The 12,477-nt window shown below is 58.2% G+C and carries 12 protein-coding genes; all 12 read right to left on the bottom strand.

What is annotated here, in order from left to right; all coding sequences use genetic code 11:
• Window positions 1-4: 4 nt before the first annotated feature.
• Window positions 5-1,393 (bottom strand): glycine--tRNA ligase, encoded by a 1,389-nt coding sequence (locus tag ACO4XG_RS04125; RefSeq protein ID WP_308508187.1) that lies wholly within the window; start codon window positions 1,391-1,393, stop codon window positions 5-7.
• A gap of 36 nt (window positions 1,394-1,429) precedes the next feature.
• Entirely contained in the window at window positions 1,430-2,086 is a 657-nt protein-coding gene (gene recO, locus ACO4XG_RS04120) for a DNA repair protein RecO (RefSeq protein WP_308508188.1), read from the bottom strand.
• Window positions 2,083-2,976, bottom strand: coding sequence for a GTPase Era (era, locus tag ACO4XG_RS04115; protein WP_308508189.1), 894 nt, complete (start codon window positions 2,974-2,976; stop codon window positions 2,083-2,085). Before era ends, recO begins: the two co-directional genes overlap by 4 nt.
• Entirely contained in the window at window positions 2,973-5,942 is a 2,970-nt protein-coding gene (locus ACO4XG_RS04110) for an insulinase family protein (RefSeq protein WP_308508190.1), read from the bottom strand. Before ACO4XG_RS04110 ends, era begins: the two co-directional genes overlap by 4 nt.
• Before the next feature lie 27 nt (window positions 5,943-5,969).
• Window positions 5,970-6,785: a YdcF family protein gene (locus ACO4XG_RS04105; protein ID WP_308508191.1), complete on the bottom strand. Its 816-nt coding sequence runs from the start codon at window positions 6,783-6,785 to the stop codon at window positions 5,970-5,972.
• Entirely contained in the window at window positions 6,782-8,026 is a 1,245-nt protein-coding gene (locus ACO4XG_RS04100) for a peptidase U32 family protein (RefSeq protein ID WP_308508192.1), read from the bottom strand. Before ACO4XG_RS04100 ends, ACO4XG_RS04105 begins: the two co-directional genes overlap by 4 nt.
• A complete protein-coding gene (locus tag ACO4XG_RS04095; RefSeq protein ID WP_308508193.1) occupies window positions 7,950-8,672 on the bottom strand; it encodes an O-methyltransferase in 723 nt (240 codons plus the stop codon). The genes ACO4XG_RS04100 and ACO4XG_RS04095 overlap by 77 nt, the downstream gene beginning before the upstream one ends.
• Window positions 8,669-9,013 carry an endolytic transglycosylase MltG gene (locus tag ACO4XG_RS04090; protein WP_308508194.1) on the bottom strand — a complete coding sequence of 115 codons (345 nt, stop codon included), beginning with the start codon at window positions 9,011-9,013 and terminating at the stop codon, window positions 8,669-8,671. The genes ACO4XG_RS04095 and ACO4XG_RS04090 overlap by 4 nt, the downstream gene beginning before the upstream one ends.
• A gap of 82 nt (window positions 9,014-9,095) precedes the next feature.
• Window positions 9,096-11,162: an RNase J family beta-CASP ribonuclease gene (locus tag ACO4XG_RS04085; RefSeq protein WP_308508195.1), complete on the bottom strand. Its 2,067-nt coding sequence runs from the start codon at window positions 11,160-11,162 to the stop codon at window positions 9,096-9,098.
• Between the two features lie 81 nt (window positions 11,163-11,243).
• Window positions 11,244-11,558: a DUF1292 domain-containing protein gene (locus ACO4XG_RS04080; RefSeq protein ID WP_308508196.1), complete on the bottom strand. Its 315-nt coding sequence runs from the start codon at window positions 11,556-11,558 to the stop codon at window positions 11,244-11,246.
• A gap of 24 nt (window positions 11,559-11,582) precedes the next feature.
• Window positions 11,583-12,011, bottom strand: coding sequence for a Holliday junction resolvase RuvX (gene ruvX / locus ACO4XG_RS04075; protein WP_308508197.1), 429 nt, complete (start codon window positions 12,009-12,011; stop codon window positions 11,583-11,585).
• A gap of 136 nt (window positions 12,012-12,147) precedes the next feature.
• On the bottom strand, window positions 12,148-12,417 hold the full coding sequence (locus tag ACO4XG_RS04070; RefSeq protein ID WP_308508198.1) for an IreB family regulatory phosphoprotein: 270 nt from the start codon (window positions 12,415-12,417) through the stop codon (window positions 12,148-12,150).
• Window positions 12,418-12,477 lie beyond the last annotated feature (60 nt).

Below are 12,477 nucleotides of genomic sequence, written 5' to 3'. Positions count from 1 at the left end.
TTCCTCAAAACGTAAACTTGTCCAGAAAATAGTTTCTGAGCTCGGAAATTTTGATGCGTTCCTGTTCCATGCTATCGCGGTCGCGGATGGTGACACTCTGATCCTCCGCGGACTCGAAGTCGTAAGTCACGCAGTAAGGCGTGCCGATCTCATCCTCGCGACGATAGCGCTTGCCGATTGCACCGCGGTCGTCGTAGTCGCAGTTCCAGTATTTCGAGAGCTCCGCATAGATCTTCTCCGCGCCCTCGCCGAGCTTCTTGGAGAGCGGCAGCACCGCAATCTTCACCGGAGCGAGTGCCGGGTGGAAGTGGAGCACGGTGCGCACATCGCCGCCCGGGAGTTCTTCCTCATCGTAGGCGTTGCAGAGGAAGGCGAGCGTCACGCGGTCCGCGCCGAGCGAGGGCTCAATGACATAGGGGATGTACTTCTCCTTGCTCTCCTCGTCGAAGTAGCTTAAATCCTCGCCCGAAACTTCCTGGTGGCGCGAGAGGTCGTAGTTCGTTCTGTCCGCAATGCCCCAGAGCTCGCCCCAGCCGAAGGGGAAGCGGAACTCGAGATCGGTTGTCGCCTTAGAATAGAAGGAAAGCTCCTCTTTCTCGTGGTCGCGCGCGCGGAGCATATCCTCGCGCATACCAAGCTTTTTCAGCCACTGGATGCACTGCTCCTTCCAGTACGCGAACCACTCGAGGTCCGTGTCCGGCTTGCAGAAGAACTCGAGCTCCATCTGCTCAAACTCACGGGTGCGGAAGGTAAAATTGCCCGGTGTGATTTCGTTCCGGAAGGACTTGCCGATCTGGCCGATGCCGAACGGAATCTTCTTCCGGGAGGTGCGCTGCACATTCTTGAAGTTCACAAAGATGCCCTGTGCCGTCTCCGGGCGCAGGTAGACCGTGTTCTTCGCGTCCTCGGTCACGCCCTGGAAGGTCTTGAACATGAGATTGAACTCGCGAATGTCCGTGAAGTCGTGCTTGCCGCAGCTCGGGCACGCAATCTCGTGCTCCTTGATATAGGTCTGCATCTTCTCGTGGCTCCAGCCGTCCACACCGGACTCGAGCTCTACGCCGTGCTCCGCCGCGTAGTCCTCAATCAGCTTGTCCGCACGGAAACGCTCGTGACAGCTCTTGCAGTCCATGAGCGGATCCGAGAAGCTGCCGATGTGACCGGAGGCAACCCAGGTCTGCGTGTTCATGAGAATCGCACAGTCCACGCCGACATTGTAGGGCGACTCCTGAATAAACTTCTGCCACCACGCTCTCTTCACGTTGTTCTTTAACTCAACGCCGAGATTGCCGTAATCCCAGGTATTCGCAAGACCGCCGTAAATTTCCGAGCCGGGATAGACAAACCCTCTCGCCTTCGCAAGTGACACGATTTTTTCCATTGTATAATCCATCGTTTTCCCCTCTCTCTCTTGCCGATGCTCTCTATTCTACTGCACCCGCCGCATTTCTTCCAGCACGGAAAGCGCGCGGAAATGATGCGGCGCAACCTGAGAACGCAGTGCGTCTACATTCGCCGCAAATTCTCGCAGCGCAGTCTCACCGACGGTAAAGGTAAAAAGCTTTTCCACCGGCGTTCGCACCACATAGTCCCAGGTGTAAGCGCAGTTCTCATGGGTTTTGAGCGGCGGCGATACGACATAGCTCCCGTCCAGTACCAGAAGCTTTAACTCCAGAATGCGCCGCACGAGTTCCCGCGGGAGCTCCGGCTTTTCCAGGGCGAGCAGCGCAAAGTAGAGAAGCTTTAAGCCCTCTTCTTCCCGCTGAAACTCCCGGTAAAAGTAGTCGGCGAGTTCCAGAAAGTAGCTCGCATAGCAGAGCGCCAGGGCATCCGCCTCCAATGTTCCGAAGAAGCGAAGTCCCTCCGCCGCCGTGATGATATCGGCGTCCCTGCCCGGGTGCAGCGTAAACTTGCCGTAGACCAGGGGGCGCGCAATGCCCATCAGCGGGCTGCCCTGGCGGGCGGCGCCCCGCGCGAAGCAGGAGAGCTTCCCCTTTTCCCGCGTGAGTATTGTGACGCGCCGGTCCCGCTCGCCGATCGGCATGGTCTTTAGAACCAGACCGGTGACTTCCTCGCCCTCTCTCATACTTTCTTGATGTCATAGCCGAAGGAGCGGAGCTGGGTGTCGTTGTCCCGCCAGTCGCGCCGCACCTTGACCCAGAGCTTTAAGTTCACCTTGCTCTCCGTCATCTCTTCGATGGCCTTCCTGGCACCGATGCCGATGCGCTTTAACATCTGGCCGCCCTTGCCGATCACCATGCCCTTATGGGACTCCCGCTCGCAGATGATGTTGGCGTCGATATCGAAGCCGCCGTCCTCTCGCTCTTTCATGCGCTCGACCGTGACGGCGACGCCGTGCGGCACCTCGTCGCGGAGTAAGCGCAGGGTCTGCTCCCGGATCAGCTCGCCCGCGAGTTCCCGCATCGGCGCCTCGGTCACGGTGTCCTCGCTGTAGAAGAACGGTCCCTCCGGCAGATAGCGGTACAGGGTGTCGAGCAAGAGCTCTATGTTCTCGCTCTTTAAGGCCGCGACCGCGACCAGATCCTTCGGACGGCAAAAGTCCTCATAGGCCTTGACCTGCGCGGCGAGCCGCGCCTTGTCGGTGATCTTGTCGATTTTGTTGACCGCGAGAATCAGCGGCTGACGGCACTTTTTAAGCCGCTCGGCAAGTTCCCGCTCCGCAGCCCCTATGTGCTCGCTCACATCGACAATCCAGAGAATCACATCCGCCTCTTCGATGGTCTTCTCGGCGACGCCGACCATGAAACGCCCGAGCTTATTTTTCGCGCGTGTCAGTCCCGGCGTGTCCTCGAACACAATCTGTCCGCGCTCATCCGTGTAGACGGTGCGAATCTGATTCCGCGTGGTCTGCGCCTTCTCCGAGGTAATCGCGATTTTCTGCCCGATCAGATGATTCATGAGGGTCGACTTCCCGACATTCGGGCGCCCGATCAGCGCGACAAATCCTGCTTTCATGCCCCTGTCTCCTCGCTCTCCTTGGCAAAGAGCTGCGGAATCTCCGTAAAGAAGTCCTCCGCCCGCTCGATTGCGCCCTCGTTTCCAATCACGCACTTTGCCTCGTATTTCAGCGCCTCCCGTACCAGCGGCGCAAGCGCCCGTATGTCCTTCGGGGTCGCCGAGAGCACTTCCGCGCGCTCCTTGGCAAACATTTCATCCGTCACCTTCGAGTAATATGCAGAGAGCGCCAGAAGGCCGCTGAGCTGCGGCGTGCGCGGCGTATCCATCTCGCCGACGGCGCCGATGATGGCCTTGGTCATCTCTCTCTCGTCCGCCTCGTACCGCTCGAGATAGGCAGGTGTGCCCTCGTAGACCTTGTCGGTCTCCTCGAGCTTCGGATCTCGGTAGGAGCTGAAGACCACGCTGCCGCCGCGTCCGAAGCGGACCGCGCAGCCGTAGGCCCCGCCCTTCGAGCGGATCTCATTCCAGAGATAACCGTAGCTCAGCATGGTCTGGGCAATGCGGAGCGCACCCGTGTAACGGAAGCCGCCCGTGCGGAAATTGCCGACCCGCGCCACATAGTTTACGCGGGAAGCCGAGCGAAAGCCCTCGCGCCGGATATCTTCCACGAGACGGAAGCGGCTTTCGCCCTTGCCGCCCGCCGGATAGCGCTCTCCGAGCGTTCTAAGCAGCGGCAACAGCGCCTCCTTGCCCGCCTCCTCCGCGGTCAGATGCACAAGCAGGCGACCGCGCACGACAGTCTCTCGAAGGAGTTTTTGCGCGCGCTCACAGAAAGCGCGGCGCGCGGACTCTGCCGAGAGGCGCTCTAAGAAGCGGTAGTAGGCGATGCCCCGTGTCACATCCCGGAAGAGACCGTTTTCGCTGAAATAGGAGGCCGCGCGGTTTGCCGCGGCGACATCGCCCGCGGAGAGGAGCGTGTCCTTTAAGCCCGCGCGAATTTCGCCGATCAGATTGCGGATTCTCGCCTCGTCCGTAAAGAGTGTCTGCAGGAGCTGCTCGTTGACAAGATTCAGCGCCTGTTCCGCCTTTTCCGTCAGGAACTTGACCGAAGCCGAGAAAATTCTCCGGTCGCCCTGAAAATCCGCAAGGTCCGGGTAGTTGTCAATGCCGAATTGAATGCCGCCGGTGTGAAGATTGACAAGCGTCGAGAGTTCGGTGTAGCTGTGGGCCTCCGTGCTCAGATAGCCGAGCAGATCCTTGATTAACGCGAGCGCCGAGAGATCTTCGACCGGTAAATCGCTCACGTCAAAGTCGAGGCGGAGATAGTCGATGCCTGTCGTGTTCCGCGCCGCGTAGTGGAAGGGCATCTCGCCGAGCGTACCCATCTCGTAGCAAAGCGGTGTGTTTTCCGCAGCGAGATCTTCGCGGGACAGCATCGGAATCGTCCGGAGTGCCGCCTCGCTGTCCGGCGCATCCTGGTAAACCTTCATCTCTTTGCCGAAGCGAACCAGCGCCTCTCTCTCTTCCGCTGTCATGGCCGCCTTGACGGCCGCGAGCTTTTCGGCATCCTCGGCCTCGCGCTTTGCCGTGAGACCGCGCACCGGATAGAGCTCTGCGACCGCGTAATCCTCGTTGTTGAGGAGCTGCTCCCGGATCAGCTGCTCAAAGTAGTTATCTCCCACTTTGCCGCGGAGTGCGTCAAAGAGACCCGCAAACTTTAAGTGCAGGCAGGGATCGCCGTCGTAAATCCAGCTTTCAAAGCTCTGCAGGCCGTACATCAGGCCCTTCGGATAGGAACCGAAATTCGCCTCGCGCGCGCGGAACTCGGCCATATTGATTGCCGCGAGCAGCATCTCGTGGTCAAGTCCGTCTTCCGCAAGCTCTGTGAGCAGTTCCCGGACGCGGCACACGAAAGCGTCCTTCTGCTCGCGTCTTAAGTGCTTCGCCGTAATCTGGAAATAGGGTTCGCGGATGCCGTTTGCATAGCCGCCGTAGACATCATCCCCGAAGCCCTCCTCAATCAGCCTGTCGTGCAGGATGGCACCGGACGCCTTTAAGAGCACATAGTCGAGCGCCTGAAACGCATTGTAAGGCACCGGCTCGAGCTGTCCGCCGACACGGATGTTCAGCGAGACATAGGCCGCATTCTCTTCGCTCTCGGCATCGCCGATCGAATACGGACGCGATACCGAGACCGGCGCGGCGAGCGGCTTCGGCACCGGAACGGCCGAGTCGATTGCGAGACGCTCGTACTTCGAGAGATAGTTTTCATCGAGAAAACGGAGACGCTCCGCCATGTCGAGGTCACCGTAGAGGTAGATAAAGGCATTGCTCGGGTGGTAATAACGGCGGTGAAAATCGAGATACGCCTCGTAGGTCAGATCCGGAATGAAATCGGGATCGCCGCCGGATTCCTCGGCATAGGGGTGTCCCGGGAACAGCGCTTCATTGACCGCGCGCGCCATCACCTCATCCGGGTCCGAATACACGCCTTTCATCTCATTGTAGACGACGCCGTTCCGGCTGAGTTTTCCGTCTTCGCTCTCCAGTTCGTATCTCCAGCCCTCCTGCCGGAAAATCTTCTCCTCTTTGTAGAACAGCGGGTGGAAGACCGCGTCGAGATAGACATCCATCAGGTTCTCAAAGTCCTTCGGGTTGCAGCTCGCAACCGGGTAGACCGTGCGGTCCGGGTAGGTCATCGCATTCAGGAAGGTGTTGAGTGAGCCCTTCACAAGCTCCATGAACGGCTCTTTGACCGGATACTTCTCCGAGCCGCAGAGCACGGTGTGCTCGATAATGTGGGCGACGCCGGTCGAATCCTGCGACGGCGTCCGGAAGCCGATTGTAAAGACCTTGTTCGGATCATCCGCGAGCAGGAGAAACACGCGCGCGCCGGTCTTCTTGTGCGAGAGCACCACGCCGTCCGCGTGCAGTTCTTTCATGTCGGTGATTTGCCGGATCTCATAGGCATCCAGCCGCTTCAAGGCTTCCAGCTGTTCTTCCCGGTTCCGTTTTGCTGTCATATAAGCTCCTCTCTATATGTATGTCGTTTACAGGCGTCCCAGAAACTTATCCTTTAAGAGCGCGATGCTCTCTCGCGCGAGATAGTGCAAGAAAAGCACAGGGTCGCTCGGCGCGGAAATGCCGAGCGCCTGTATGCCGAACTGCTTTTTTAAGATTGCGGAAGCCCGGTAGAGATGAAACTCCGAGCTGACGATGCCAAGCGATACCGGCTCCGGTGAGACCAGCAAAAAGCTCTCGCCGCGCAGGTCGAAAAAGCAGGGATTGCTCTCGTTGCGGAGGCGATAGAGCAGCGCATGGCTGTATACAATGTTCTCGTAGGTGTTCTTCGACTGCATCTCAAGGAGCAGTCGGTAGCGCGGAATGCCATGCTGTTCCAGGTAGGCAGCCATTGCCTCGGCCTCGCTCCGCTGCCCCCGCCGATCGTGACCGCCGCTCAGCACGAAACTGGTGTCCGGCGATTCTTCGGCAAAGCGGAGCGCTGCGTCGAGGCGCTGTCGGAGCGTTTTGGAGAGCGTCCCGTCCGGTTTCAGTCCCGCACCGAGCACAATCGCATACTCGGGACTTCCCTTTTCCTTGGGATGCATGCCGGACGCAATCACGATGCCGGCCGCCATGAGCACAACCATGCCGAGAAGGCTGAGGGTATGCACAAAAGTCAGAATAAACAGCGAGACTCTCTCCGGGCTTTTCGCGTGCAGGTAGCGAAGCAGCGCATTCACAAGGCACACGCCCGCAAAGAAGAGCCAGATCCAGCTGCCGGACAGAAGCTGTTTTGCGTAGATCAGGAGAACCACGAAGTAAACCGCCGAGAAGCCCGCGGCACTCAGAAAAAAGGCGGTCATTTCGCGGTCTCCGTGCGGAGCAATTCGCCGACGGCCGGTACCGCCGAGAAGCGGACTGCGAGCGCCTCTTTGGGATGCGGCGCGCTCTCGACCGAGAGCCCCTCGTGATTCCGGATTTCCAGCACGGTCAGCAGCTCGTTGCTGCCGTCAAAGCACATGCGCTCAATCCGGTCTCCGACCGAAAATTTATTTTTCTGTTCAAAGTGTGCGTAGCCCTCGGCATCGACCGCTGCAATTTTTCCGAGATAGGTGTAGTTCCGCACATAAGTGTTGCTGTCGTAGATCTGCGCCTCTTCGTTCGGTTTTCCGAAGAAAAAGCCCGTCGTGTACTCCCGATACGTGCACTTTCCGATTTCCTCCCGATACGATTCGAGATTCGCCGCATATTTTTCCGGGCTCTCGAGGTAGTCGTCGATGGCACGGCGATACGCGCGCGCCGTGACGGCCGCATAGAGCGCGGTCTTCATCCTGCCCTCAATTTTAAAGCTGTCAATTCCGCTCTCGATGAGTTCCGGAATGTGGTCTATCATGCAGAGGTCCTTCGAGTTAAAGAGGAAGGTCCCTCTCTCGTTCTCAAAGACCGGCATGGACTCGCCCGGGCGTTTCTCCTCGGTCACGCTGTACTGCCAGCGGCAGGGATGCGTGCACTCGCCGTGGTTTGCGTCCCGCCCCGCCATGAAGCTCGAAAGCAGGCAGCGCCCCGAATAGGAAATACACATGGCGCCGTGCACAAAGGTCTCAATCTCCATCTCCGCCGGGATTTTTTCCCGGATTTCGCGTATCTCCGCGAGCGAGAGCTCTCTGGCCGTCACAACGCGACTCGCGCCGAGGTCCCGCCAGAAGAGGAAAGTCCCGTAGTTTGTGTTGTTCGCCTGGGTACTCACATGCAACTCAATGCCGGGACAGAGGCGCTTTGCGAGCATAAAGAGCGCCGGGTCCGAGACGATGATCGCATCCGGTCTGAGTTCCGAAAGCTCTTGAAAATACCGCTCTGCCTCGTTTAAGTCGTTGTTGTGCGCGAGGATATTTGCGGTCACATACACTCGCTTTCCTCTCTCGTGCGCAAAGCGGAGCCCCTCCGCCATCTCTTCCGGGCTGAAATTCTTTGCGTTCGCGCGGAGCCCGAAGGCCTCGCCGCCGATATAGACCGCATCCGCCCCATAGTCAAAGGCTGTCTTCAGAACTTCCAGACTGCCGGCCGGCAGCAAAAGTTCCGGTTGCTTCCTCTTCTCTCTGCTCAAATGTCTTCTCCTTTACACTGAATGCAAGTCCGTCGCCGATCGGCAGAACGGATGTCCGGATGCCCTCCGTCCGGCAGAGCTGTTCCAGGTAGGCGCGCATCCGGCTGTGAATGGTCCGGTCGCGCCGGTCAATCACAAAGCGGGACTCTGCCGTGTCGCCGCCCTGCAGTACATTGTCGGAGAGCAGCGTGCCGCCGGGGGAAAGCACCCGAAGGAGCTCGGGGAGCCACTTCACATACTGCCCCTTCGCGGCGTCCAGAAACAGGAAGTCATAGGACGCGTCCGGCTGTTCTCGCAGCACCTGAAACGCATCGCCTTCGATCAGCGTGATGCGCCCCGCCCCGTAGCGCGCTATGTTTTCCTTCGCGCAGGCAATGCGCGGTGCATAGTTCTCCACCGTCGTGATATGCGCGGACGGCGGCAGCTCTTCTGCCATGACCAGTGCAGAATAGCCCACCGCCGTTCCCAGTTCCAGCACCCGAAGCGGCCTAAGCCCTGCGAGCAGCGCGCGGAGAAAACCCTCGCTGTCCCGCCGTATGACGGGTACATCCGCCGCCTCCGCCGCCCGCCGGAGTTCTTCCAGATAGCGCCGGTTGCCGGGGTCCAGATAGTCCAGATAAGCCCGGACGCGCTCTGCTATCATCATTTTCCGCTCCTCCGCTTCTCGGGCGCGGTCGATAAAAGTTCCAGCATCTCATCAATGGTCTCGGAGGTGTTCAGACGGTACTCGCCCGCGCGCACCTTTCTTCCGAGAAACAGAGACTGCACCCGGAAAGCCCAGGTGTCCCGGATGAGACCGAGCTCCTTTAACTGCTTCGCCGTCTCCTCGGTACTCTGCCCCTCCGGAATCCGCACTTCAATGTCACGCCCCGGCGCGGCCTCGACGCTCTGCTGGTAGAAGACATCGTGCCCGAAGCGATATGCCGCAAAAACACCCCTGAAAAGCACAAAAAGCAGGCAGGCGGTAATTAATAACCGCACTGCCATGCCCAATGCCTCAGAAGACAGATGATTCAGTTTTTCTGTATTCTGCCGCACTTTCAACGTCCCGCTCTCCTCTTTCGCAAGTTCAGTTGACGCCGAGGATAATCGGCAGGATCACCGGGGTGCGCTTCATCTTCTTCCAGAAGAAATCGCTGAGCTCATCCCGCACGACATTCTTTAATTTGCTCCAGTCGTTGACGCCTGCGTCGAGGCTGTCGGTCACGGCTGTCACAGCCCGCTCTCTCGCCTCTGCCATCAAATCCTCGGAGTCCTTGACATAGACAAAGCCCCGTGACACAATTTCCGGTCCCGCGAGCAGCTGATTCGAGCCGCGCTGCAGACCTATGGTCACTATCATAATACCATTCTGGGCGAGATTCTGTCTATCGCGCAGCACGACGTTTCCGACATCGCCGACGCCGAGACCGTCCACGAGGATGCCGCCCGCCTGCACATGGCCCGTAATCTTGCAGCTGTCACCGGTCAGTGTCACGACATCGCCGGTCGACATGAAGAGAATATTTTCCTTCGGCACACCGACTGCCTCCGCAATCTCGACCTGCGCCTTTCTGTGCCGGTACTCACCGTGCACCGGCAGCGCAAACTTCGGGCGGAGCAGGGAGTACATGAGCTTGATCTCCTCCGCGCAGGCGTGGCCGGAGACATGCGTGTCCTGAAAAATGACATCCGCACCCTTGATCGAGAGCTCGTTGATGACCTTGTCGACCGCCTTCTCGTTGCCCGGAATCGGGTGGGAGCTCATGATGACCACATCGTTCGGGCTGATTGCGACCTTGCGGTGCATGCCGCTCGCCATGCGGGAGAGCGCTGCCATGCTCTCGCCCTGGGAACCCGTCGTGATGAGAACCGTCTTCTCCGGCGGGTAGTTCTTCAGCTGGTCGATTTCAATCAGCGTGCCCTCCGGAATCTTGATATAGCCGAGCTCGTTCGCAATGCCGATGACATTGACCATCGACCTGCCCTCGACCACGACTTTTCTGCCGTACTTGTAGGCGGAGTTAATGACCTGCTGCACGCGGTCCACATTCGACGCGAAGGTCGCAACGATGATGCGGTTCTTTTGGTGCTCCGCAAAGATGAGATCAAAGGTGCGGCCGACTGTCTTCTCGGACATCGTAAAGCCCGGGCGGATTGCGTTGGTCGAGTCGCAGAGCATCGCGAGCATGCCGCGTTTGCCGAGTTCCGCCATGCGCTGCAAATCCGCCGCCTCGCCGAAGACCGGCGTGTAATCGATTTTAAAGTCGCCGGTGTGGAAGATGACCCCCGCCGGGCTGAAAATCGCGAGTGCCGAGCTGTCCGAAATCGAGTGGTTCGTCTTGATGAACTCGACATTGAAATCGCCGAACGGAACGGTATCGCCGTGCTTCACGACAAAGAGTTTTGCCGAGTCCAGAAGCCTGTGCTCCTCGAGCTTATGGCGAATCAGCGCGATTGTCAGCTTGGTCGAATAGACCGGCACATTCAGCTCTTTTAAGATATAGGGCAGGGCGCCGATGTGGTCCTCGTGACCGTGCGTAATCACAAAGCCCTTGACCTTGCTCCGGTTCTCCTTCAGATAGCTGATGTCCGGAATCACACAGTCAATGCCGAGCATATCCTCGCTCGGAAAGGCGATGCCGCAGTCCACGACGATAATCGTGTCGTTACACTCAAAGGCCGTGATGTTCATGCCGATCTGCTCGAGACCGCCGAGCGGAATGATCTTGACCTTTGCCTTCGGGTCGAGGTGAATGTTGTGCGCCTTCGGGAGCTTGGCGCGCTTTAAGAGCTCCGCGAGCTGTCCGGTCGGCGCTTTCTTCCGGGGATTGCGGCGCGGGGCGCGCTTTTCTTTCTGCTCTGCCTTTTCCGCTGCCTTACCGGAGGCTGCGCTTCTCTCGCTCCCCGCTCTCTCGCCCTGCGGTTTTCTCCGCGGCTTCTTTAACGCGCGCGGCTTCTCGGCGCTCACAGCCTCCGCCGCGCTCTCATCGCTCTGCGGCTTCTCGCTGCGGCGGCGACGCGGGCGCTTCGGCTTTTCCGCCGCCGCGCTGTCAAAGACGCCTAAGCCCGCCTCTGCCGCCTCCTGTCTAAGCGCGCGGCTCTTTTCGGACAGGCGCTTAAAAAAATGCATGGGATTCTTTTCCTGTTCACTCAAATTCTTACCTCTCTCTTTCTGTTTTTTAATCTATGCTTGTCTCTTCTCACTTACAAATCACACCGGATAACACCGGGATTTTTATTCACCGAGGAGATCGATATCCGCGCCCTCATCTTCCAGTATGGTCTGAAAGATCTCGAGCATATAGCCGGCTTCCTCTTCGTTCTCCACAAATTCGTAGACTGCCTCGGCATCGTCCGCGCCGGACACATCCTTTAAAAGATAGCAAGCGCCGTCTTCGTCCGCTTCCTCACTGTCCACCGCAAGGATATAGGAGCAGCCGTTCAATCTGGTCTCCTCCAGAATATACAAGGTCACTTCCTCGCCGTTTTCATCTCTCACCACCAGCGACGCCGCCCGGAATGCCTCGGGCTCTCTCTTCTCTTCTTCCATCGTTCTCCTGCCTTTCTCTCCGTTTCAGCGCGCCTCCGGGTGCGCGTCCATGTAGTCCTGCAAAATGATTGCGGCGGCAAGTCTGTCGAGATACTGTTTTCTCTCTGCCCGCGGAATGCCGCGCTCCGCAAGACGCTCATCCGCCTCCGCCGTCGTGAGCCATTCGTCCTGCCAGACCACCGGCAGTCCCGTCCGCTGTTCCAGTTTCTCCTTAAATTGAGCACAAAAAGCGACCCGCTCTCCCTCGGAACCGTCGAGATGTGAGGGGTGTCCGAGCACAATGCGGGTGATGCCGCGCTCGGCGACAAGCACCTCGATGCGCTGCAGGGTCTTCCGGAGCTTCTTCTCCGAGTCCCTCCATATGGTTTCCAGCGGCTGTGCCGCAAGACCGAGTCCGTCGCTCACGGCAACGCCCACCGTCTTTGCGCCATAGTCCAATCCCATCAATGGCAAGTATTTTTCCTCCTGCACACCAAAAGCGCTGATACGGAATGCTCCGTATCAGTGCAGAGGTGCATGATTCATTTTCCGACCGAGCCCATAACGGTCCTTCACGCGGCTTTTATCACAAATGATGCAATCTGAAGTGTCAGTGCCGATCAATCTTATGTCTGATGTAGTAGCTCAGCAGGAGCTCCAAAATATCATCGCGCTCAACCTTCATGATTAAACTGCGCGCATTTTTATGGCTTGTGATATAAGTGGGATCTCCGCTCATCACATAACCCACAATCTGGTTGACCGGATTGTATCCTTTTTCAGACAGCGCCGTATAAACCAGTTCCAACACCTGGTCTACATCCATTTTATTCTCCTGAACTGTCTGAAAAAACTGTGTGTCGTGCAAGTTTTCATTCATGATATGCTTTCCTCTCAATTACTGTCCATTCTATCTGATTTGAAAAGAATCCACAAGGGC

The organism is Stomatobaculum sp., assembly GCF_057248925.1.
This window is presented reverse-complemented; position numbering and strand designations above follow the sequence as displayed.

Bases quoted from the DNA above. Each gene is read 5' to 3' on its own strand.
- era (WP_308508189.1), bottom strand. From the start codon at position 2,976: ATGAAAGCAGGATTTGTCGCGCTGATCGGGCGCCCGAATGTCGGGAAG.
- ACO4XG_RS04110 (WP_308508190.1), bottom strand. From the start codon at position 5,942: ATGACAGCAAAACGGAACCGGGAAGAACAGCTGGAAGCCTTGAAGCGG.
- ACO4XG_RS04070 (WP_308508198.1), bottom strand. From the start codon at position 12,417: ATGAATGAAAACTTGCACGACACACAGTTTTTTCAGACAGTTCAGGAG.
- ACO4XG_RS04095 (WP_308508193.1), bottom strand. From the start codon at position 8,672: ATGATGATAGCAGAGCGCGTCCGGGCTTATCTGGACTATCTGGACCCC.
- recO (WP_308508188.1), bottom strand. From the start codon at position 2,086: ATGAGAGAGGGCGAGGAAGTCACCGGTCTGGTTCTAAAGACCATGCCG.
- ACO4XG_RS04090 (WP_308508194.1), bottom strand. From the start codon at position 9,013: ATGGCAGTGCGGTTATTAATTACCGCCTGCCTGCTTTTTGTGCTTTTC.
- ACO4XG_RS04105 (WP_308508191.1), bottom strand. From the start codon at position 6,785: ATGACCGCCTTTTTTCTGAGTGCCGCGGGCTTCTCGGCGGTTTACTTC.
- ACO4XG_RS04080 (WP_308508196.1), bottom strand. From the start codon at position 11,558: ATGGAAGAAGAGAAGAGAGAGCCCGAGGCATTCCGGGCGGCGTCGCTG.
- ACO4XG_RS04125 (WP_308508187.1), bottom strand. From the start codon at position 1,393: ATGGATTATACAATGGAAAAAATCGTGTCACTTGCGAAGGCGAGAGGG.